The organism is Micromonospora sp. U56, assembly GCF_018070095.1.
Classification (GTDB): Bacteria; Actinomycetota; Actinomycetes; order Mycobacteriales; family Micromonosporaceae; genus Micromonospora; species Micromonospora purpureochromogenes.
Window position 1 is genome coordinate 1 of the sequence record NZ_JAGPYL010000103.1, and the last position, 22321, is coordinate 22321.

Consider the following 22321-nt stretch of genomic DNA (forward strand, 5'->3'; position numbering starts at 1 on the left):
CCGGCGACCCGGGCGCGCCCCGGGAGCTGCCGCTGCGGCACGTGCTCGCCGCCGACGACGGCGTGCTGATGCTGCGCCACGCCCGGGACGCCGCCGGGCCGCCGCCCGCCGGGGCCGCCCCGCCCGCCTAGCGGCCACCCTGGACCGCCGGGTCCGCCGGCCATCGGGCGTGCCCCGGCCGCGCCGGGCCGTCCCCCGGCCGCCACCAACGGGGGTACGCGGGCAGTCCGCCCCGGCCACGACGACGGGCGCGGGTCCCTGCTGTTCGCGGCGGAGAACTTACGTGCCGGCCCTAACCTGGGCAGATGGGCTTTCCGCCGCCGGTCGACGCCACCCGGGCGCAGCGACCCGGCCCACCGCTGCTGGCCGGCACCCTGCTGACCACCAGCGGCCTGGTGGACCTGCTGTCCGCGTGGGCCACCACGACCGCCGACCCGTTCGTCGTGCAGACCGGCCGGGGCATGTACCTCGTCGACATCACCGGCTGGGCCTGGCTGCACGTCGCGGTCGGCGCGGCGGTCACCCTCGCCGGCCTGGCGGCGGCCACCGGACGCCGGGGCACGACGTCGATCGCCCTCGGCTGCGCCGCCCTGAGCGCCGCCGTCGAGCTGCTGCTGTTCCCGTACGCGCCGGTCGCGGCGCTGCTGGTGGTGGGGCTCGACGCCGCGGTCCTGCGACTGCTGCTGCGACACCGGCGCACGGGCCGGGCCACCGGTTGGTTCAGCGGGGCTCGCAGACCCGGCCCGTCATCGCCGGATCCCCCTCCCTGGTCGCCGACCAGATCGGATTGAGCATGAGGGCCAGCGGCGGGGCCTGCCAGGCGGCGCCCAGCCGTTGCAGCAGGCCGTACTCCCGCCGGGGCATCTCCACCGGCTCCCCGGCCAGGAAGGCGACCACCCGGTCCTCCACCGCCCGCTCGCCCACCAGGCCGCCGTGCAGCGCGGGCTGCTGGTAGACCGGGACGCGGCTGTACTCCCCCGGCGGCGCCTCCGCGGCGCTGATCGTCGGCAGGAAGGCGATCATCCGGACGCCGGGTACCGGGCAGAGGGTGCGGTTGCGGTAGAACGGCGCGTTGCTCAGCACCGACCGCACGAACGAACTGTCGGGGTCGTCCTTCACCGCCAGGGGCACGTTCGACAGCCAGAACATGGCCCGCAGCTCCCAACCGGCCGCCACTCCCCAGCCGGCGTGCCCGGGCGGCGGGTAGTAGGTCCGGCCGGCCTGGACCAGCGGACTGAACATCACCACCGCCGTCACCGGGCCGCGCGGAAGCCGCTCCAGGTAGGTGCGGGCCACCATGGAGCCCTCGCTCTGCCCCACCAGGGCCACCGGGCGTCCGGTGCGCCGGTGCACGGACTCGATCTGGTCGGCGAGCAGGGCGCTGCTGGAATCCAGTGACCGGTGGGTCGCCCCGGGTGGGTACGGCAGGGGTCGGCCCTGCGCGTCCAGGCCACGGTAGGAGAAGCGCTCGACCCGCGGGTCGGCGGCGGGAGTCCCGTCCCAGCTCGAGTTGTGCCCGCCCAGGACGATCACCGCGTGCGGCACCCGGTCGGGCAACCGCTCGCTGAGCACCGGTGGCCGCCACTGCCCCTGCCCGCCACCGGCCGCGAACCCGATGAACGCCTGGGCCCAGATGGCACCGGCCAGGGCGAGCGCGATCGCGATCGGGCCGACCGGCACCCGCGCCCAGCGCCGGACCGGCACCCTCGCGGCGGCCACGGTGCGCTGCCAGAGCAGCCCGTTCGCCACGCCGGCCAGACCGGCCATCACGACCGCCCACCAGCCGGGGGTGCTGGAGATCAGCGCGCCGGCCAGGGTCAGCACCACGAAGTTCAGCAACGCCCAGCCGAACAGCTCGATCGTCGGCAGCCCCTTCCACCATCGGGTCACCACCCCGGCCCGGACCAGGAACGGGGCGAGCACCAGCATCGGGCCGAGCGAGGCGAACAGGTACCACGACAGCGCCACCGCCGAGAAGGCGACGGAGAGCGCGGCCCACGGCGAGATGACCGCCGCGGCGAGCGCCGCGACCTCCAGGTTGCGCCGGACCAGCCAGCCCCAGGAGGGCCGCGGCACCCCGGCCGGCCAGGCCAGCGCGGTCAGCCCGGCGGAGAGCACGCCCCGGAGCACGGTCAGCAGCACCAGGCCGAGCAGGAACATCTCCCAGGAGTTGTGGTAGACCAGCAGCCAGCGCAGGTCGTGGTACGAGTCGTACGGCCACACGGCGGTGGCCTGCGGGGCCAGGCCCCGGGCGGCGTGCAGGCCGACGCCGACCAGCAGCGCCTCCTCCAGCACCGGGGGCAGCGCGGCGAGGCCGAGCAGCCCCACCAGTCGGCCTCGTGTCGTCCCCACGGCACTCCTCGCTCTCGCGGCCCTCCGATGCTCTCGCGGATGACGCCCCTCGGTGGGGGGAATCGCGCGGACGAGGGGGACGGACCGTGGTCGCGCCGTCCCGCAGCGCGACGGCCCGCGACGACGGCGCGTGGCGTCCGCCGCGTCGCGTGGCGACGTGTCGTACTCCTCGGGCAGGATGCAGGCGTGCGCCCTGACCCAGACGAGCAGCTGACCGGAGTCCCCCGATGACCGACGACCTGCTCGACGGCCCGGGCCAGCCGGTCGGCCGGGTGCTCGGCACCACCGACGCCACCCCGCTGCAGTTCTGGACCGCCGTCTCCCCCGACAGCTACCTCCAGCTCGACGACGTGGTCGTCACCCGCCGTGAGCTGCCCGACCGGGAGCCGGTCACCATCGCCGGGGTGGTCACCCAGGTCCGCGCCCGGCACGAGGGCGCCCAGTTCGACTCGGACGTGTTCGCCATCGCCGACGGCACCCTCCCCGCCCAGGTGCAGGAGGCCGCCGAGGTCACCACGACCCGGGTCGACCCGGAGTTCTACGTGCCGCCCGCGCCGGGCGCGGCGGTCTACCGGGCCGAGGGCGACGCCCGGGCGCGGGCGCTGCACTTCGACCGGATGGAGCGGCGCATCCCGATGGGCATGGGCCGCGACGGCGTACCGGTCTACCTCAACGCCGACTTCCTCGACGGCAGCCGGGGCGCGCACGTCTCCATCTCCGGCATCTCCGGCGTGGCCACGAAGACCAGCTTCGCCACCTTCCTGCTCTACTCGGTCTTCCGCTCCGGCGTGCTGGGCGGCGACGCGGTCAACGCCAAGGCGCTGATCTTCAACGTCAAGGGCGAGGACCTGCTCTTCCTCGACCACCCCAACGCCCGGCTCGACGACCCGACCCGGGCCGCGTACGCGAAGCTCGGGCTGGACGCCGGGGCCTTCCCCGACGTGCGGGTCTACGCCCCGCCCCGGGTCGGCGACGCCTCCGGCACGCCGGACGTGAGCAGCCGGCTCACCGGCGTGGACAGCTTCTACTGGACGCTGAGCGAGTTCTGCGCCGACCGTCTCCTGCCGTACGTCTTCGCCGACGCCGACGACGAGCGCCAGCAGTACACGATGGTGGTCCACTCGGTCGCCGCCCACCTCGCCCGGTACGCCCAGCCCGCCGACGGCGGGGTGAGCGTCGACGGGGTCCGGCTGGGCTCGTACGCCGACCTGGTCGACCACATCGTCGAGCAGCTCAACGACGACGAGACCCGCGGCGACTGGGCGGGCAGCGCGGTCGGCCTCGGCACGGTCAACGCCTTCGCACGCCGGCTGATCGGCAGCAAGAAGGACCTGGGCCGGCTGATCCGGGGCGACCTGGCCACCCGCCGCCCGCACAGCATCAACACCGCCGAGAGCGCCCAGGTCACCGTGGTCGACCTGCACAACCTGCCGGACCGCGCACAGCGCTTCGTGGTCGGCGTGACGCTCAAGAGCGAGTTCGAGCGCAAGGAGAAGTCCGGCACCGCCAAGCCGCTGCTCTTCGTCGTCCTCGACGAGCTCAACAAGTACGCCCCGCGCGAGGGCTCCTCCCCGATCAAGGAGGTGCTGCTCGACATCGCCGAGCGGGGCCGCTCGCTCGGGGTCATCCTGATCGGCGCGCAGCAGACAGCGAGCGAGGTGGAGCGGCGGATCGTCACCAACTCGGCGATCCGGGTGGTCGGCCGGCTCGACCCGGCCGAGGCGTCCCGCCCCGAGTACGGCTTCCTCCCGCCGGCCCAGCGCCAGCGGGCGCTGCTGGCCAAGCCGGGCACCATGTTCGTCAACCAGCCCGACATCCCGGTCCCGCTCTGCCTGGAGTTCCCCTTCCCGGCCTGGGCGACCCGGGTCTCCGAGGCGGGCCGGCCCCCCTCGCAGACGCTGCGCTCGATCACCCAGTCGGCCGATCCGTTCGCGGTGGTCGGCTCGGGCGCCGGCGACGACGACATCCCGTTCTAGGGAGCGCGCACCCATGAAGATCCTGCACACCTCAGACTGGCACGTCGGCAAGGTGCTCAAGGGGCAGTCCCGCGCCGACGAGCACAAGCAGGTGCTGGCCGGGGTCATCGAGATCGCCCGCGACGAGCGCCCCGACCTGGTGATCGTCGCCGGCGACCTCTACGACACCGCCGCCCCCAGCCCGGAGGCGACCCGACTGGTCACCCGGGCGCTGACCGCGCTGCGGCGCACCGGCGCCGACGTGGTGGCGATCGGCGGCAACCACGACAACGGCCAGGCCCTGGACGCGCTGCGCCCGTGGGCCGAGGCGGCCGGCATCACGCTGCGCGGCGGCGTCCGGGAGAACCCGGCCGAGCACGTGATCGAGGGCACCACCCGCGACGGCGAGCGCTGGCAGCTCGCCGCGCTGCCCTTCCTCTCCCAGCGGTACGCCGTCCGCGCCGTGGAGATGTACGAGCTGACCGCGGCCGAGGCCACCCAGACGTACGCCGACCACCTGGGCCGGGTCCTCGCCCGGCTCACCGAGGGTTTCACCGAGCCCGACCGGGTGCACCTGGTCAGCGCCCACGTCACCGTGGTCGGCGCGACCACCGGCGGCGGCGAGCGGGACGCGCACACCGTGCTCGGCTACGCCGTGCCGGCGACGGTCTTCCCGGGCAACGCCCACTACGTGGCGCTGGGCCACCTGCACCGCTCGCAGCGGGTGATCGGGCCCTGCCCGATCCGCTACAGCGGCAGCCCGCTGGCGGTCGACTTCGGCGAGCAGGAGAACGTCTGCTCGGTGACGCTGGTGGAGGTCACCGCGCGGACCGCCGCGCAGGTCCGCGAGGTGCCGGTGCCGGCGGCGGTGCCGCTGCGCACGGTGCGGGGCACCCTCGCCCAACTGGCCGAGCTGACCCCGCCCGAGGGCTGGCTGCGGGTGTTCGTCCGCGAGCAGCCGCGGGCCGGCCTGCGCGAGGAGGTGCAGGAGCTGCTCCCCCGGGCGCTGGAGATCCGGATCGACCCGGAGCTGGTCCCGGCCCCGGGCAGCGGCACCCGGGTCGCCCAACGGGCCGGCCGCTCCCCCCGGGAACTGTTCGCCGACTACCTGGACAGCCGGGGGCACGACGACGACGGCGTGCGGGAGCTCTTCGACGAGCTCTTCGAGGAGGTGGATCGCTGATGCGTCCGATGCGGCTGGACATGGCGGGCTTCACCGTCTTCCGGGACGAGACCACGGTCGACTTCACCGACGCCGACTTCTTCGCGCTGGTCGGCCCGACCGGCTCGGGCAAGTCGACGGTGCTGGACGCGATCTGCTTCGCCCTCTACGGCACGGTGCCCCGCTGGGGCGGCACGCGGGGCCTGGCGAACGCGCTCGCCCCGTCGGCCACCGAGGCGCGGGTCCGGCTGGTCTTCGAGTCCGCCGGTTCCCGCTACGTGGCCACCCGGGTGGTCCGCCGGGACGGCCGGGGCAACGTCAAGACGGCCAACGCCGGGTTGCAGCTCATGCCGGCCGGCTTCGACGTCACCAAGCTGGACACCGGGCTGAGCCCGGAGGACCTGGGCGAGGTGGTCGCCGGGACGCCGGCCGAGATGGAGCAGGCGGTGCTGGCGGCGGTCGGGCTGCCGTACGAGCAGTTCACCTCCTGCGTGCTGCTGCCGCAGGGGCAGTTCGCCGACTTCCTGCACGCCAAGCCGGCCACCCGGCAGCAGATCCTGGTCAACCTGCTCGGCCTCGGCGTCTACGAGGAGGTGCAGAAGCGCGCCACCGAACGGGCCGGCCAGGCCGAGGCGGGGTTGGCCGCGGTGGACAAGGTGCTCGCCGGGCTGACCGACGTCGACGACGCAGCGCTGGCCGCCGCGACCGCGCAGGTCGACCGGATGCGCGAGCTGTCTCAGGCGGTCGGGTCGGCCGTACCCGAGCGGGAGAGCGCGCGGGCGGCGGCCCGGGCGGCGACGGCGGCGCTGGCCGACCTCGACGCGGATCTGGCCGGGCTGACCGGGGTGCGGGCGCCGGACGGGGTGGCCGAGGTGGCGCGGGCCGTGGCCACCGCCCGGGCGGCGGCCGACGAGGCGGCGGCCGCGGTGACGCTGGCCGAGGAGCGCGAGGAGAAGCTGCGCGGCGAGCTGGCCGGGGCCGGCGACGAGAGCACGCTGCGGCTGCTGCTGCGGGCGTACGCCGATCGGGAGCGGCTGACCGGCGAGGCCGAGACGGTCCGCGCGGCGGTCGCCGAGGCGCAGCGGGAGCACGACGCGGCGGTGGCGGCCCTGACGGCGGCGCGGGAGGCGTCGGCCCGGGCCGAGGCCGAGCTGGAGGCGGCGTTCCGCGCCCACGAGGAGGCCAAGGCCACCGACCAGGCGATCGCCCTGCGGGCACACCTGGCCGACGGCGGCGCCTGCCCGGTGTGCGAGCAGACCGTGGCCCGGGTTCCGGCGGTGCCGGCCGGCTCGGCGGTGGCCGCGGCCACCGCCGCCGGGAAGGCGGCACGGGCGGCCAGCAAGGCGGCCCAGGCGCTGGTGCAGGAACGCGACGCGGCGGCCCGCGACCTGGAGCGGGTGCTGGTGCACGCCCGCGCGCGACACGACCAGCTCGCGGCCCGGCTGTCCGAACTGGACGTCCAGCTCGCCGACGCGGCGACGCCGACGGCGCTGCGCGCAGCGCTGGACGAGCACGCCCGGCTGCGCCGGGCCCTCGACGAGGCGGCGGGCGCGGTACGCGCCGGTCGGGACGCCGCCCGGCGGGCCCGTGGCACGTTGGACGCGGCGCAGGAGCGGCTGCGCGCCGCCTGGCGCGGCTTCGACACCGCCCGGGACGGGCTGGCCCGCTTCGGGCCACCGGCCACCGACCGGGACGACGTCGCCGCCGCCTGGGCCACCCTGGTCGACTGGGCGGCCGGGCAGGCGCAGCGGCGGCGGGCGGAACGGGTCGGGCTGGCCGAGGCGGTGACCGGGGCACAGGCGGCCGCCGAGGCGGTGGAGGAACGGCTGGCCGCGCTGCTGTCGTCCGCCGGGCTGCCGCCCGCCGACGACCCGGTCCACGCGGTCGCGGTCGCCGCCGAGCGGGCCGAGGCGGACCGGCGCCGCATCGAGGAACGCCGCGAGCAGGCCGGTGAGCTGCGCCGGCAGCGGGACGAGCACGAGCGGCAGGCCCGCGTCGCGCGGGCGCTCGCCGGTCACCTGCGGGCCAACAACTTCGAGCGGTGGTTGCTCGCCGAGGCGCTCGACCTGCTGGTCGACGGCGCCTCCGGGATCCTGCGCGACCTCTCCAACGGCCAGTACGACCTGGTCCACGACAAGGGCGAGTTCGCCGTGGTCGACCACCACGACGCGGGGCTGCGCCGGGGCGTGCGCACCCTCTCCGGCGGGGAGACGTTCCAGGCGTCGCTGGCCCTGGCGCTGGCGCTGTCCGAGCAGCTCGCCGGGATGTCCACCACTGCGGCCAGCCTGGAGTCGATCGTGCTGGACGAGGGCTTCGGCACCCTCGACGCGGCGACCCTGGACACGGTGGCCGCCACCCTGGAGAGCCTGGCCGCCCGGGGCGACCGGATGGTCGGCGTGGTCACCCACGTGCCGGCGCTGGCCGAGCGGATCCCGGTGCGCTACGAGGTCCGCAAGGACGCCCGCACGGCCCGCGTCGAACGGACCGGCCTGTGAGTGCGAGGTGCGTGGCGTGACCGGGCCGCGGCTCTTCGTCGACGCCTGGGACCCGTCGTACGGTGCCTCCTTCGAGGCCTCGGTGGGTGGGCCGGCGGCGCAGAGCAGCGCCCAGGTCGAGGCGGACGTCGAGCTGCCGGCCGTGGACTGGCGGGCGATCGGCCCCCGCCCGGGCCTGCGCGCGCCGGACGTGGTGCTGCTCGTCGACGGGGTGCGCCGGATCGACGCCAGCGTCTGGACGGCCGAGGACGACGGGGCCTCGTTCCCCGGCATCGCCGCCTCGTACGCGGCCGGGGTGGTCCGCTGCGACCTGGAGCGGGGCGCGGCGGAGCTGGCCGGTGCGCAGGTCGGGCGCGGGCTGTTCACCGCCAGCCCGTCGGCGCAGGAGGTGGTCTGCGGGCGGGTCCGCTACCCGGTGCACCGGGTGGGTGGCACGGGCGAGCTGAGCAAGCTCCCCGCGGCGGTGCAGGCGCCGCTGACCGCGCTGGAGGTGGCGGTCTCCGACGCCGCGCGGGTGGACGGCGACCTGCTGGTGGTGGACGGGCCGCTGCGCAGCCGGCGGCAGCTGCCGCGCACCCTGGGCTACATCAAGACGCAGCACAGCCAGTACCTCGACGCCCGGCTCACCGCGGTGGTCACCGGGCTCGCGCCGGGCGAGCGGTCCCCGGTGTTCCGCCTCGGCACCGCCTGGGGCGGCTGGTCCTGGTACCTGCGGCTGCCGGTGGCGCTCGGCGCGCCCTGGGCCGGCATCGTCCGTTTGGAGTGCTCGGCGGAGCTGCCACCGGAGGAGGCGGTCGCGCTGGCCGACCTGTCGCTGGTGACGCTGCCCCGGTTCGCCTCCTCGCCGTACAAGGACCCGCGCGCCCCGCAGAACCTGGTGCCGATCGCCGGGCTGGAGCGGCGGTTGCGCGGGCTGCTCGGCGACGCCCGGCTGCTGCACCGGGCGCTGACCATGGCCACCCGGGCCGGCGCGGCGGGCCGCTGATGGGTCGCCGCCGTGGCGACGACCGGGTCGTCGCGCCGGTCGACACCGGCGAGGCCGAGCTGGTGCCGGACCCGGACCGGCCCCGCTCGTGGACCCTGCTGCTCGACGGCGCCCCGCAGTCGCACGTGGACCTGGCCGACCCGACCCACCTGGAGTTCGAGTACGTCCGCCGGATCGGCGCGGCGCTCGACCTGCTCGCCCCGGCCGGCGCGCCGCTGCGGGTGCTGCACCTGGGCGGCGGCGCGCTGACCCTGCCCCGCTACGTGCAGGCCACCCGCCCCGGCTCCACCCAGCGGGTGTCCGAGGTGGACGGCGCCCTCGTCGAGCTGGTGCGGCGGGCGCTGCCCTGGCCCGCCGACCCCCGGCTGAAGGTGCGGGTCGCCGACGCCCGCGCGACCCTCGCGTCCACCCGGGACGCCGCGTACGACGTGGTGGTCGCCGACGTCTTCGCCGGCGCGCGCACCCCGGCGCACCTCACCTCCGTCGAGTACGCCGCCGAGGTGGCCCGGGTGCTGGCCCCGTCCGGCTGGTACCTGGCCAATCTCGCCGACGGTCCACCGCTGCGGCACGCCCGGGCCCAGGTGGCCACGGTCCGTACGGTGCTGCCCCGGGCCTGCCTGGTCGGCGACGCGGCGGTGCTGCGCGGGCGCCGCTACGGCAACCTGGTGCTGGTCGCGGGCCGGGTCGAGCCGCCGGTGCCGGAACTGACCCGGCGCGCCGCCGGGGACTGGTTCCCCGGACGGGTGGTGGCCGGCGCGGATCTCGACCGGTTCGCCGGGGGCGCGCCGGTGGTGCGCGACATCGACGCGACCGACTCCACCCCGCCGCCGCCCGGAATTTTTTCGGTACGTCGTTGATCCGCCGGGCCGACCCGCACGTATCACGGGGCGGCCCTCCCCGTGGGCCGGCTGATGTCGATGGGACACCAGGAGGTCTGCATGCACGCGGTCGCGGCCGGCTTGCACGGCGAGATGGCCAGGCCAGGGTGGATGTTCGCCCGGGCCCAGCCCCAGCCCCGTGCCTCGAGGTCGGGCCGGGGGGTCGACGCGGGCCCCAACGATCGCCAGAATGGCCCGGTGACGCCGCGACCGGCGCCCGGACGCCACCAGGCGGCGTCCCCTGAGGCCAGTCATTCCGACCAGCTCGTCCGGCTGCTCTACGCCGAGCACGCCGGGCCGCTGCTGATGTTCGTGATGCGGCTGACCGGCGGTGACCGGCAGCGCGCCGAGGACATCGTGCAGGAGACCCTGCTGCGGGCCTGGCGCAACGCGCACCGCCTCGGCGTGCAGGGCCAGGGGTCGCTACGGCCCTGGCTGGTAACCGTGGCCCGGAGGATCGCCATCGACGAGCACCGCAGTGAGCAGGCCCGACCGGCGGAGACGTACGACCGCGACCTGACCGCGTTCGCCGAGGCGGACAGCACCGACCGGGTGCTACGCACCATGACCGTGGCCGACGCGCTGCGTACCCTGAGCCAGTCGCACCGGGAGATCCTGGTGGCCACGTACTTCCGGGGCCGCACGGTGCCGGAGGCGGCCGAGGAGCTGGGCCTTCCGCTCGGCACCGCCAAGTCGCGGGTCTACTACGCGCTGCGCGCGCTGCGCACGGCTCTGCAGGAGAGGGGGGTGACGGAATGAGCCGGGCAGACCACATGGACGTTGCCGCGTACGCGCTCGGCGTGCTGGACGAGCAGGACACCGAACGGTTCGAGGAGCACCTCGCCACGTGCTGGGCCTGCGCCGCGGAGCTGGAGACGATGGTCCCGGTGGTGGGGCTGCTCTCCGACATCGACGGCGAGACGATGATGGCGATGGAGCACACCGCCACCGACCCGGCCCTGCTGGACCGTACCCTGGTCGCGGTCCGCACCCACCGGCGTCGTGCCCAGTTCCGGCGGGTCTTCGCCACCGCCGCCGCGGTGGTGGCGGTCGGCGCGCTGAGCGGCCTGGGGGTGGCCGTCCTCAACGGCAACGGCGGCCGCGACCAGGTGATCGCCGAGCCGACGGTGACCGCGACGGTGGACGGGCCGGCGAGCCCGCAGCCGACCCGCTCCGGGCCGGCCGTCGGCGGCAACGAGATCGAGGGCGACCAGCACGACGCCACCGACTCCAGCACCGGGGTGAAGGCCACCATGTGGCTGGCCCGCAAGGAGTACGGCACCTGGATCGGGTTCAACCTGACCCGGCTGCCCGGTCCGCGCACCTGCCGGCTGGTGGTGGTCCGCAAGAACTCCACCACCGAGGTGGTCTCCACCTGGTCGGTGCCGGGCACCGGCTACGGCACCAACACCAACCCGCAGGACCTCCAGCTGGAGGCGTCCACCTCGGCGTCGCCCTCCGACATCGCCAAGGTCCAGGTGCAGTCGGTCGACACGAACGGGGTGGCCAGCCCGCTGGTGACCGTCGTTCCCTGACCGGCGAACTCCCGATCGGCGCCGGCCCGCGTGGGCCGGCGCCGTTTCGGCTTTGGCCGCGACGACGCCGACGTGCCTGCACACGTACGGGGACCCGGAACGGTTCAACGGGCTTGAGTGAAATTGCCCACTGTCAATCGTTCAACCTTGACAGTGGACCCTCCGTACTACTCGGTGAACTGCCAAGAATGAGGAGGGCACGTGGCACAGATGAAGCGAACCGTCATCGTCGCGAGCGCGATGGTCGCACTTACGGCCTGCGCTCCCGCGGGTTACGACGGGGCGAACTCCAGCGCTGCCGAGCCGGTCGCCGTCGCCGCGGCCGAGCCCACCGCGGCGGTCGAACCGGAGGCCTCCGCCTCCGCCGAAGCGCCCGCCGAGCAGGCGCCGCCCCCCGCCGACGTGCGCCTGACCGACGAGCTGGTCGGCAAGAAGGTCGCCCGGATGGGCAACGTGGTCACCGACCAGGACGGCTGGATCCTCTACCGCTTCGACAAGGACTCCGACGATCCGCCGTCGTCGAACTGCGTGGACAAGTGCGCCCAGGTGTGGCCGCCCGCGCTGACCGACGGCAACCCGCAGCTGGAGGGCGTCTCCGACGACAAGGTCGGCACCATCACCCGCCAGGACGGCACCCGGCAGATCACCATCGGCGGCTGGCCGGTCTACCGCTACATCGGTGACAAGAAGCCGGGCCAGTGGAAGGGCCAGGGCGTCGGCGGCACCTGGTTCGTGGTGGACCCGAACGGCAAGAAGAACCTGACCTGCCTGCCGACCGGCACCCCGAAGGCGGTCGCCCCGCCGGCGGCCGGCGACTCGGGCGGCGCGGACGCGGGCGGCTCCGGCTACTCGTACTGATCTCCCGCCGCCACTGGAGACACGGTGGCCGGTCGCAGCCGGGGAGGGCGCGGCCGGCCATCGTCATGTACGCCGTCGTACCGGTAGCGCCTCTCGTCTCGCATGGCCCCTGCCTCCGCCACGGGGCCCGCCGACCGCTAATCTGGCAGCCCAGCGGCGGCTGCGACATGGTTGTCCACGGTCGACAGCACGACAGTGCCGATATCCGGGGAAGAGAGGCGGCATGGCGCCGAAGCGGAGCCGAGCGCTCCTGCCGGTGGTGCTCGCGCTGGCCGGCTCCCTCATCGGCGCCATCGGCGCGACGGCGGCCGCGCGGTGGCCCGTGGACGACGACCGCCCCGCGATCGCGGCACCCACCCAGTCCACCTCGCCGGCTCCCGCACCGCCCGCGCTGGTTTCGTTGACGGTGCTCACCTGGAACGCGTGCGCCAACGCCAAACCGCGCTGTCCCGCCGCCAGCCGGCACCGGCAGCTCGCCGCCGCCATTGGCCAGGCGGCACAGAATCGCTCGGCCGACGTGGTGCTGCTGCAGGAGATGTGCGCCGACCTGCTGCCCGCGCTGGGGAGCAGCCTCGGCACTGACTGGAAGGTGCACTTCCGCCAGGCCACGACGGTCGCAGTCAAGCGCGGCACGAGGGTCAGCCGACCGACCACCTGCGGGGCCAACGGAGACCGGTACGGCCAGGCGGTGGCGGTGCGGGCGGCGGTCGAGCGGGGCGCCCGTGCGGCATCGCCCGTCCAGGCGTCGTGGCTGGTTCAGCTCCCGTCACCCAAACCCAGGAACAGCAGGTGGATGGAGCAGCGGTTCGCGGTGTGCGTCCGGTTGCGCGTGCCCCAGCTCCAGGTCTGTGGCACCCACCTGTCAACGCCGGAGCAGGATCCCGACGGTGGGATTCGGGCCGCGCAGGCCGCGCGGCTCGCCGCCGAGGCGCGCCGCGGCCGCGCACAGGGATATCTGACCCTCGTGGGCGGCGACTTCAACACCACCCCGGCCGCGACGGTGACCGGCAGGCACCAGCTCGTCCTGCAACCGCTGTACGACCAGAGCGTCGACTGCGACCTGGGCAGGATGCAGGCGACGTTCGGCAAGGTCAAGATCGACTACCTGTTCTCCGGACCCGGCCTCAAGCCGCTCGGCTGCGATGCGATCCAGGCGCCGCTCTCCGACCACCGGTTGCTGGCGGCGCGCTACCATCTCTACCCCGACCCGACCGGCGCCTGATCGCCGCAAGCCGATCCGGACCAGAACCGGACCGGACCGGACCGGAACCGGACCGGACCGGAACCGGACCGGAACCGGACCGGACCAGCATGACCTCGACGGCCCCAGACGATTGCTGCAGGATCGAGTCGAGGCGCTCCCGGAGGTAGGGCTGGACTCCTCGGAGTGAGGGATCACCGTTCCACCTGGAACGACTGCTGCGGGTACGCGCCACGACCCGCAGAGCCCGCAACGGCGCCCGCCCGGAGGCGGGCCGGCGCCGCTGCGCGTACCCAGGGTCAGCCCTTCTCCCACGGGCTGGGCACCGGGAAGTAGGTGTCCAGGAAGGGCGTGAGGACCGAAAGCTGGGCCGCCAGGTCTTCCTCGGTGGAGAACGCGTCGTTCAGACAGAAGACGTGCCGGTCCCGGCGGGCAAGCAGGTGCGCCAGGCGTGCCGGCGTGTCGGGGTGGGACAACTCAGCGATGGTGTAGCGCAGGTCCCCCGGCACCGCCCGGCCCGTGTGGAACGCATAGTAGTGGTGCAGTGACGAGGCGATCGAGATGTCCGACATGCTGCGGAAGCGGCTGCCGGCGGTGACCCGGTGCGAGGCCGCAAAGGTTTCCTCGATCTCGTACAGGACGCTGCGCCGCAGCGCGTGGGGCATGTGCTTCATCTTCCGGGTGAGCACCGTGCCGAAGCGCTCGGCGATCAACGCACGGTTGTTCTTCCCGGCCGCCGAGGAGGGGATGTCCTCCGCGGTCGGGGCACCCGGCGGCACCAGAGCCGGCGACGGGAAGAACCGGGAGATGCCGTTGGCCAGGAAGAAGTCCCGGGGCAGCACCTCGGTGCCGAGGAAGACGTCGTCGTTCAGGTAGAGGAAGTGCTCGGAGAGCCCGTCGATGTGGTGCAGCTGGCTCTCGATGGCGTGCGAGTTGTAGGTCGGCAGCACGGCCGGGTCGGCGAAGATCTCCCGGTGGCTGACCACCCGGATCCCTGGGGCCGACGGCTCCAACCACTCCGGCACCTGGTCGTCGGTCACCAGGTAGACCTGGCGTACCCAGGGCGCGAACAGGTGCAGCGACCGCAGCGAGTAGCGCAGTTCGTCGCGGCTGAGGAAGCGGGCGGCGCTCGCCGCCTCGGCGTGGTAGGGGACGCCGGTGATCGCAGCACGCCGGCGCAGCCACTCCGGGTCCGCGCCGTCCACCCAGGTGTAGACGACGTCGACCGGAAAGGCGACGTCGTCGGGCTGCCGTCCGGCGAACTCCTGCCGGGTGCGCGCGGTCGTCGCGCCGGTGTACGGCACCAGGCCGGTGAAGAGCGACTCGGACGTCAACACCGGCGGCGCCGACACCTGGACCCGCTCGGCCACCGGGTTCGGACGGGGGGCTACGAGCTCGTCGTCCTGCCGGGTCCAGAACTCGACCTCGCACCCGTGGGCCTGGCCGAGCACGAGCCGGCGCCGGGGGTCGGTCCGGTACCAGGTGAGCCGGATGACCGGGGCGTCGGTCAGGCGGTCCCAGGTGCGCGACTCGAAGCCGGCCGACGGAGGTCGCTCCGCGTGGGCCCGCGGCACGGTGACGTAGCCGGGCACTCGGGCGCAGGCGGCGGCGAGCGCGGCGTACGCCCGTTTCCGGTCCGCGTCGTCGACGGCGACCACCGATGCGCAGTCGGTCCTGCCGCGGACCCGGAAGTAGGCCACGCCTGCCTCGTCAAGGGCCGCCGTGACGGCGGTCAGGTTCCCCGCCCGGGCGCGCAGCGGGGTGAGGTCGGCGTCGACCTGGGCGATGCGGGGCGCGCGGTCGGCGGTGACGACCACCCGGTCGCCTCCGGCCAGCAACTGGGGCTGTCGCCGCGCCATCCGCTCGCCCCGGCGCCCGGCCACCGTGGTATCAGCCGACGCCCGGGCGACCCACTGCTTCAGCTGGTGCCGGGCCTTCGGACTCACCTTCGTCGCGATGGCGCGGCGGGTCTGCGGGCTCAGCACCCGGCGATAGACCTCGACGAGCCCCGACGGTTCCGCGAGTGCCCGCGGCGTCTCCGACGGCGTCGGCTTCGGGTCGGTCACCGCTGTCCTCCCGGTCCGCCCGCACCGGCCGCTGACTCCCGCATGGGAACGGGTCGCCGACTCACCGCTGGGGCCCCGGCAGCGCGGCGATGGCGTCGGCGACCCGTTGGCAGTTGTTGCGGTCCTGGACGGCGAAGAAATCGGCCGCCCGGCGCGAGTACTCCTCCTCGCGGACGCACCCGTTCTCCAGATAGCTGACGATCGCGCCCACGGTCTCCTCCGCGGTCTCGCAGACCGGGCCGAACCCGTCCTCCCGGGCCTCGAAGTAGCCCTTCTTGTAACCGCCGACGGTGAAGAACTCCTCCTCGTCGAACTGCGCGTAGATCAGCGGGGTGCCGAGGTAGGCGACGTCGAACGCGGTGGACGAGTAGTCCGTGATGAACAGGTCACACTGGCGCAGCGCGTCCTGCACCGTGCGGGTCGTCTGGTCCGCCATGGCGAAGCAGTCGTCTGCCGGGACGACATCGGTCAGCAGCGAGCGCATCTCGTAGTGCGGGAGGAACTCCAGCACGTAGCCGTGCCGGCGCAGCGCCTGCCGCAGCCGCTCGCTGCCGAACAGCTCGGCGATGAAGACCTGGTAGGCCGATCCGTCGAAGGCGACCCGAGGTCGGGCGGAGCTGTTGTACGACGGGGTCACCAGGTACGTGCGCCAGGTGGGCATGAACAGGATCCTCCGCCTGCCCCGGTCCGGGACCAGCGCGTCGAACCGGGGCATGCCGGTGGTCTTCACCATGTCCCCGTAGTCGAGCTCCTTCGCCACGTACTCGGCCTCCCGGTGCGCCGAGGCCACGAAGAGGTCGAACGAACCCCGGCCCCGGTGCAGACCGGCGCTCACGTCCTTCTCGGTCACGCCGTGCTGGAGGAAGACCCGGGACGAGGCGATCCGCCAGTTCAGGTGCTTCAGGAACGGCGACCGCTCCCAACGCTCCGGCAACATGTAGGCGTCGATGTCATACGAGTTGATCAGCTTGGTGGCGTGCAGCATCAGGAACTTGTGCCGGAAGGAGCCGTGGGTGACGACGTTACCCAGCCCTCGCAGCCGCTGACGGTCAGCGCTCTCCTTCGCCAGCAGGTAGTAGACGTTCCGCCTGCGCTCCACCTGGCGGAGGTGCCGGAACAGGTGCGCGGAGTTGTCCTGCGCCGTGTCCCTGCGCTCGCCGATCAGCCATACGTCGCGCCGGCTCATCAGCGGAGCCGTGAGCAGGCGGAGCAGGCGCTGCTTCCAGAAAGGGGCCCGCGAGGCGATGTGCCGTAGGTCCTTGCGCACCATGAGTCGCCGCCACCGCCGCCGCCCCTCGGTCCCGCCTCCCCGCTGCACCAGCAGCGCCGCGTTCTCCCGCCCGGTGAAGGTGGGCAGGATCCGGGTGTCGCCAGCCACCTTCGTCGTGGCGTCACGCAGGAAGGCGGCGGAGATCAGGCACTGCCGGGAGGCCTGGCCGGTCTCGGTCAGGAACACGAGCCGGAGGTGGTGCTGCCCCCTGCGGAGCTTGTCCACCGGGAGCTCGGCCGAGAAGCCGCTCCACTCCCGGTTGTCGTCTCCCGCCTTGAGGTCAGCCCGTCTCTCGACGGTGACCGGCGCGGTCAGGTTGCTGCCCCGCACCCGCAGCCCGAGCGGCGTGGCCATCGGGACCCGCATCGGCAGCCCGTTGATCACCATGTGCCCGGACACCTTGAGCGTGTCCCCCGAGGGCGAGAGGAGCACCTGCTCCACCCGCGCCCCCACGGCGGTCACCTTGGTCAGCGGCAGCAACGCGGGTGTGACCGGGTAGTCGAGGTGCAGGTCACCGCCGCACGCGACGACACCTCGCAACCGCTCCCAGGGCCGGGCGAACAGCTCGAAGTCGTACGACTTGAAGGCCAGGTACGCCACCCGGTGCCGGGTGTCCAGCGTCCAACGCGCGATGAAGGACGGGTCGATGTCGTGGTAGATCCGACTGCACCGGTCGAAGATCTTCCACAGGTCGGCGTCCTCGAAGAGGTCGTGCGCGCGCATGGCGAAGCCCTGGTAGCTGCGAACGAGAAAGCGTTCGAGCACCTCGCGGCGGAACACGTCCAGCTCGGAACGAAGCTCCGCGAGGGTCTCGCAGAGTTCCAGATGGTCCCAGAAGTTCTGTTCCCGGACGAACAGGTTGTCCATGATGGAGCTGCTGACCGCCCGCTTGCGGTACTTGTAGACCACCTCGTCAACCAGTGCGATGCGCTCCGCCTTGAGCAGCATGGGGATGGCCAGGAAGGCGTCCTCGAAGTGGACCCCCTCGCGGAACCGCAGGCCGTGCGCCCGGAGCTGGGCAAGGTCGTAGAGCTTGTGGCACGGGCCGGCGTCGAAGATCAGGTCGGGCGCGTCGACCACCGTCTCCAGCAGGCGGTCGCCCTTGCCGAAGGGCTTCTTCCAGAGGAAGGGGGTGGGCTTGGGGAACGTGTCCATGTCGCCGACGGCCATGCTCGCCTTGTTCGCCACGATCGCGTTGAGCAGCACCTCGATGGCACGCGGCGGCAGGATGTCGTCGGAGTCGACGAACGCGACGTACGGCGTGTCCGCCATGTCCAGCGCCCGGTTCCGGGCCGCGCCCGGCCCGCTGTTCTCCTGCTGGATCGCGGTCACGTTCGGGTGCTCCGCAGCGAACTGCTTCGCCAGTAGCACGGAGGCGTCGGTGCTGCCGTCGTCGACCAGGATTACGCTGCACCGCTCGAACACGGTCTGCGCCGCGATCGATTCGAGCGTCTCGGGCAGGTAGTCCTCGACGTTGTAGACCGGGACGATGATCGTGACCTGGGGGGCAGGGCCTACCACACTGGGCTCCACTGGGGGTTCGCAGAGATGTTGACAAGCTGGTCGAAGCGTAATGTGCGACGGGAATCAGGTTCAGGCATCGGGCCGCTCGACGGGGTACGTCCCCCACCAGCCGGGCGACACAATGTCCTCCTGCGCCTCGCGGGTGGCGGCGATGCGCATCGAGGGCAGCGTGGGCGCGTCCAGTCGCGGACCGACCCGCAGCGGGCGCGCGGTATGGGCGTCCACCTGCCGGCCGAGGGCGGGCGTGGTCGGGGCATCCACCTGCCGGCCGTACCGATCCGCGCCGCGCGACTGCCGCCACAGCGCGCTGGCGCCCAGCTTCCGCCGCTCGGCGACCACGTCGTCGGGCAGCTCGAACGGGGCGGGGAACGGCAGGTAGCGGGACAGGAAGTCGGCCAGCATCCGCTCCTGCTCGGCGAAGGCCTCCGAATCCGAGTCGGTGTCGTTGAGGCAGAACACGTCACGGTGCCGACGGGTCAGCAGCTCGGTGAGGCGGGCGGGCGTCGAGGGGTGACCGAGGTCCGCGTACTCGTACTCGATGTCGCCCGGCACCGCCTGCGCGGTCAGGTACGCCCAGTACTGGTGCAGGGAGGACGGAATCGACAGGTCGCCGTGGTGGCGGAACTGGTGCCGTGCCGTCTCGGTCACGTCCGCGTGCAACATCTGCTCGATCTGATGCATGATGCTGCGCCGCAGGGCGAACGGAGTGTGCTTCATCTTCTGCGTGATGGTCACGCCGAAGAGCCGCTGGATGTGCCGGCGGTTGTTCTTGCCGGCCGCGTTCACCGGCAGGTCAGCGGCCCTCGCCTCGCCCAGCCCGAACTGCGCCGGGGAGAGGAAGAACTTCGCGATCCCGTTGGCATGGAAGAAGTGGGTCGGCAGCAGCGGCCGGCCGAGGAAGACGTCGTCGTTGAGGTAGAGGAAGTGTTCCGCCAGGCCCTCGATGCAGTGCAGCCGGGACTCGATGGCGTGGGAGTTGAACGACGACCGGCCGCCGAGATCGGCGAAGAGTTCGGCGTGCGTGACGACGGTGATCATCGGGTGGGTCGGGTCGAGCCAGCTCGGCAGCTGGCTGTCGGTGACCAGGAAGATCCGTCGCAGCCAGGGCGCGAAGCCGTGCAGCGACCGCATGGAATACCGCAGTTCGTCCCGGTTGTGGTAGCGCGACGAGTTCGCCGCCACCGCGTGCCGCGGCGCGTCGGGAGCACGGAGCGCGGCCATCTTGCGCTTGAGCCATTCCGGATCCGAGCCGTCCACCCAGGTGTAGACGGCGTCGATCGGGAAGCCCACCCGGTCCGGGGCGCGGACGGTGAGATCGCGGCGGGTGCCGTAGGTGTGGTCGTCCGCCTCAGGAACGAAATGGCTGAGCAGAGCCGCCGCCACGCGTACCGGCTCGGCCCGGGCCGGCGCCTCGTCGATCACCGCGTTGTGCCGGGGTGCCCGGACGACGTCACCCACCCGGGTCCAGAACTCGATCTCGCAGGCGAACTGGGCCCCCAGGACCACGCCCGCCCGGGCGTCGGTCACCGGGAACCAGACCTGGATCACCTCGGCCGGGGCGAGGTCCGGCTGGTTCCGCCCGGGCTGCACCTCGACAGTGCGCACGTGCGCGCCCGACAACTCCGGTGCGGACCGGACCAGGCGACGCACCGCGTCCCGCTGGCCGACCAGGATGGCCACCGAGCTACGCAGGTAGTCGTCGTTGCGCAGGCAGTGGTATTCGATCCCGGCCGACTCCAGCGTGGACGTGACGGCCACCAGGTTGCGGTGCCACATCTCCAGCGGTGTCGCCCGGGCGACCACCTCTGCTTTGGTGCGGACGCCGCCGTCGGCGACGGTCACCCGAGCGCCGACCGGGTGCACCGTGTCACCGCCGCGCGGGCGGGTGAAGGTGCGCACGAGGCGGAGCCGCCGGTGCGCGGGAAGCAGGCCGAGCAGCCGGCGCCGAGCGGCGGGCGGGAGGAGGCGGTAGACGCGCAGGGCGATCATGCTGCTGGCCGTTCCGGTCGGACGGCCACCTCGTCGGTGACCATCGTCAGTGCTGCTGGTGGCGGGACGAAACGCCGAACACGACCTGCCCCGGCCGAACAACCGCACGAGCAGTCATCACCGCATGCCTCTCTGCAGAGCCCCCGTTGCGCTGCCGGACGATCGGACAGGGATTGACGGTGAGCCGTCTCCCGGTCAGGTGTGCCCCTCGCGATCCGTACCGGCGGCCGTCTCCCGAGACGGGTCTCCGGCCAGCGCAGATGGCACGTTAGCAGCGAGTTCACCGGCGAGAAACCAACGAATCGGCGGAGGGGAGCGGAACGACATGATCGCATGTTGCAGAAATATGGATTTGTAGCACTTGCCGGAAAAATCCTGGCCGTTCAGGTGGTGGATCCGCACCGGGACGGGCAGGCGGAAATTGTCCGCTGAGCTCTCCCGCCGGACCGTCGGCACGTACCTCCTCCGCCTGCCGACGACCGAGGTGGCAGAGTGGGCTGGTGACCTGGACCGAGCCCGCCGCGCGCCGGGCGCTGCGCCCGCCCGCCGACTACCGGCTGGCCGCCTCCGTCCGGTCGCTCACCTTCAGCCCGTACGACCCGTGCGCGCGGATCGCCGCCGGCACCTTCTGGTACGCCACCCGCACCCCGGCCGGGCCGGCCACCCTCGCGCTGCGCTCCGGCGGCGGGGACCTGCTGGCCGAGGGGTACGGCCCCGGGGCCGACTGGGTGGTCGAGCGCGCCGACGCGATCGCCGGGCTGCGCGACGACCTCGCCGGGTTCGCCGAGCTGGCCGCCGCGCACCCGCTGGTGGCCCGGCTGGCCGCCCAGCACCGGGGGCGGCGGATGCCCGCCACCGGCCAGGTCTTCCCCCGGCTGCTGCGGGCCATCTTCGAGCAGAAGGTGACCGGCAAGGAGGCGTACCGGGCGTACGCGGCGACCGTCCGGCACTTCGGCGAGCCGGCGCCGGGGCCGATGCAGCCGCTGCTGCTGCCGCCCGGGCCGGAGGTGGTGGCCGCCGCGCCGTACTGGGTCTTCCACCCGTTCGGGGTGGAGCAGCGCCGGGCCGACACGCTGCGCCGGGCCGCCGCCGTCGCCGACCGGCTGGAACACTGCGCGGACAGCACCGAGGCGACCCGGCGGCTGACCGCGATCGCGGGCATCGGCCCGTGGACCGCCGCCGAGGTGGTCCGGATCGCGTACGGCGACCCGGACGCGGTCAGCGTCGGCGACTACCACGTGCCGAACACGGTCGCCTGGGCGCTGGCCGGTGAGGCGCGCGGCGACGACGCCCGGATGCTGGCCCTGCTGGAGCCGTTCCGGGGGCACCGGGGGCGGGTCTGCGGGCTGCTGGAGGCCGCCGGGATCCAGGCGCCGAAGTTCGGGCCGCGCGCGCCGATCCGCTCCTTCGCCCGCTTCTGATCCGGGCCGTCCCCGGCCCTTGAGCGTTCGCCCGCCCGGCCGTGGCGCATCCGGCGTCAGCGCCGGGCGCAGAGGCGGCGCAGGGTGCGGGCGAGCCAGTGCGCGTACCCGTGCTGGACGACGCGGCCGGCGGGCCCGGCGGCGCGCATGAACCAGCGGTCCGGCCGGCTGAACGCGGTCACCTCGAACCAGACCGCGCCGGCGTCGTCGCGGGTGACCAGGAAGGCCTCCTCGCCGCGCGCCGGGTGCCCGGGCAGGGTGCCGTAGCCGAATCCGGCGCTGCGCTCGTCGTCGGAGACCCAGACCACCTCGCACGGGCCCCAGACCCGCAGCGGCCCCACCCCCAGGCCCGTGGTGACCCGGACGCCCGGGGTGGCGCGCGGCGCGTCGGTGCGCATCCGGAAGCCGGCCGTCCGGTGCAGCCGCCAGGTGAGCACCGCCTCGGCGGCGACGGCGTAGCACCCCGCGGGCAGCCGGTACCGGTGGCGCACGTGGTGCCAGCCGGCCGGCAGCCGCCCGTCCCGGGTCGCCCCGACCTCCTGGTACGTCAGCTCGGCCACCCGCCCAGCCTAGGCTCGACCGCCGTTCCCCGCCCCCCCCCCCACCCCGGCGTCCCCCGGCCCGACCTAC

Annotated in this window: 17 protein-coding genes; 11 read left to right on the forward strand and 6 right to left on the reverse strand. The window is 73.6% G+C overall.

Going from position 1 to position 22321, the window contains the following annotated elements; translation table 11 throughout:
- The first annotated feature begins 305 nt into the window (after window positions 1–305).
- A complete protein-coding gene (locus tag KBX37_RS26355) occupies window positions 306–791 on the forward strand; it encodes a hypothetical protein (protein WP_210778586.1) in 486 nt (161 codons plus the stop codon).
- Here the strand turns inward: KBX37_RS26355 and KBX37_RS26360 are convergent.
- A complete protein-coding gene (locus KBX37_RS26360) occupies window positions 721–2352 on the reverse strand; it encodes a triacylglycerol lipase (protein ID WP_210778587.1) in 1632 nt (543 codons plus the stop codon). The genes KBX37_RS26355 and KBX37_RS26360 overlap by 71 nt on opposite strands.
- A gap of 227 nt (window positions 2353–2579) precedes the next feature.
- On the opposite strand from KBX37_RS26360, the gene KBX37_RS26365 reads away from it, so the two are divergent.
- The 9 genes from KBX37_RS26365 (at window position 2580) to KBX37_RS26405 (ending at window position 13442) form a co-directional block, all read left to right on the forward strand.
- The gene (locus KBX37_RS26365; RefSeq protein WP_210778588.1) at window positions 2580–4328 is read left to right on the forward strand and encodes an ATP-binding protein; all 1749 of its coding nucleotides are present in this window, start codon (window positions 2580–2582) and stop codon (window positions 4326–4328) included.
- Window positions 4329–4341: 13 nt separating this feature from the next.
- Window positions 4342–5490 (forward strand): exonuclease SbcCD subunit D, encoded by a 1149-nt coding sequence (locus KBX37_RS26370; RefSeq protein ID WP_210778589.1) that lies wholly within the window; start codon window positions 4342–4344, stop codon window positions 5488–5490.
- Window positions 5490–7964 carry an AAA family ATPase gene (locus tag KBX37_RS26375; protein WP_210778590.1) on the forward strand — a complete coding sequence of 825 codons (2475 nt, stop codon included), beginning with the start codon at window positions 5490–5492 and terminating at the stop codon, window positions 7962–7964. The genes KBX37_RS26370 and KBX37_RS26375 overlap by 1 nt, the downstream gene beginning before the upstream one ends.
- Window positions 7965–7980: 16 nt before the next feature.
- Complete coding sequence (locus tag KBX37_RS26380) at window positions 7981–8949, forward strand: hypothetical protein (protein ID WP_210778591.1); 969 nt, start codon at window positions 7981–7983, stop codon at window positions 8947–8949.
- On the forward strand, window positions 8949–9806 hold the full coding sequence (locus tag KBX37_RS26385; protein WP_210778592.1) for a spermidine synthase: 858 nt from the start codon (window positions 8949–8951) through the stop codon (window positions 9804–9806). Before KBX37_RS26380 ends, KBX37_RS26385 begins: the two co-directional genes overlap by 1 nt.
- A gap of 81 nt (window positions 9807–9887) precedes the next feature.
- Window positions 9888–10586, forward strand: coding sequence for a sigma-70 family RNA polymerase sigma factor (locus tag KBX37_RS26390; protein WP_210778593.1), 699 nt, complete (start codon window positions 9888–9890; stop codon window positions 10584–10586).
- Complete coding sequence (locus KBX37_RS26395; protein ID WP_210778594.1) at window positions 10583–11362, forward strand: anti-sigma factor; 780 nt, start codon at window positions 10583–10585, stop codon at window positions 11360–11362. The genes KBX37_RS26390 and KBX37_RS26395 overlap by 4 nt, the downstream gene beginning before the upstream one ends.
- A gap of 201 nt (window positions 11363–11563) precedes the next feature.
- A complete protein-coding gene (locus tag KBX37_RS26400; RefSeq protein ID WP_210778595.1) occupies window positions 11564–12220 on the forward strand; it encodes a hypothetical protein in 657 nt (218 codons plus the stop codon).
- Between the two features lie 256 nt (window positions 12221–12476).
- Window positions 12477–13442, forward strand: coding sequence for an endonuclease/exonuclease/phosphatase family protein (locus tag KBX37_RS26405; protein ID WP_210778596.1), 966 nt, complete (start codon window positions 12477–12479; stop codon window positions 13440–13442).
- A gap of 278 nt (window positions 13443–13720) precedes the next feature.
- On the opposite strand, the gene KBX37_RS26410 is transcribed toward KBX37_RS26405, so the two are convergent.
- The 4 genes from KBX37_RS26410 to KBX37_RS26425 form a co-directional block, all read right to left on the reverse strand.
- Window positions 13721–15487 (reverse strand): stealth family protein, encoded by a 1767-nt coding sequence (locus tag KBX37_RS26410; protein ID WP_210778597.1) that lies wholly within the window; start codon window positions 15485–15487, stop codon window positions 13721–13723.
- 61 nt (window positions 15488–15548) lie between these two features.
- A complete protein-coding gene (locus KBX37_RS35705; protein WP_210778598.1) occupies window positions 15549–18278 on the reverse strand; it encodes a CDP-glycerol glycerophosphotransferase family protein in 2730 nt (909 codons plus the stop codon).
- Between the two features lie 72 nt (window positions 18279–18350).
- Window positions 18351–20270, reverse strand: coding sequence for a stealth family protein (locus tag KBX37_RS26420; RefSeq protein WP_210778599.1), 1920 nt, complete (start codon window positions 20268–20270; stop codon window positions 18351–18353).
- Window positions 20271–20465: 195 nt separating this feature from the next.
- Entirely contained in the window at window positions 20466–20726 is a 261-nt protein-coding gene (locus KBX37_RS26425) for a hypothetical protein (RefSeq protein WP_210778600.1), read from the reverse strand.
- 44 nt (window positions 20727–20770) lie between these two features.
- Between KBX37_RS26425 and KBX37_RS26430 the strand changes: the two genes are divergently transcribed.
- Complete coding sequence (locus KBX37_RS26430; protein ID WP_210778601.1) at window positions 20771–21691, forward strand: DNA-3-methyladenine glycosylase; 921 nt, start codon at window positions 20771–20773, stop codon at window positions 21689–21691.
- A 56-nt stretch (window positions 21692–21747) separates the two neighbouring features.
- Here the strand turns inward: KBX37_RS26430 and KBX37_RS26435 are convergent, their stop codons facing one another.
- Complete coding sequence (locus KBX37_RS26435) at window positions 21748–22251, reverse strand: DUF1990 family protein (protein ID WP_210778602.1); 504 nt, start codon at window positions 22249–22251, stop codon at window positions 21748–21750.
- Between the last annotated feature and the right edge of the window lie 70 nt (window positions 22252–22321).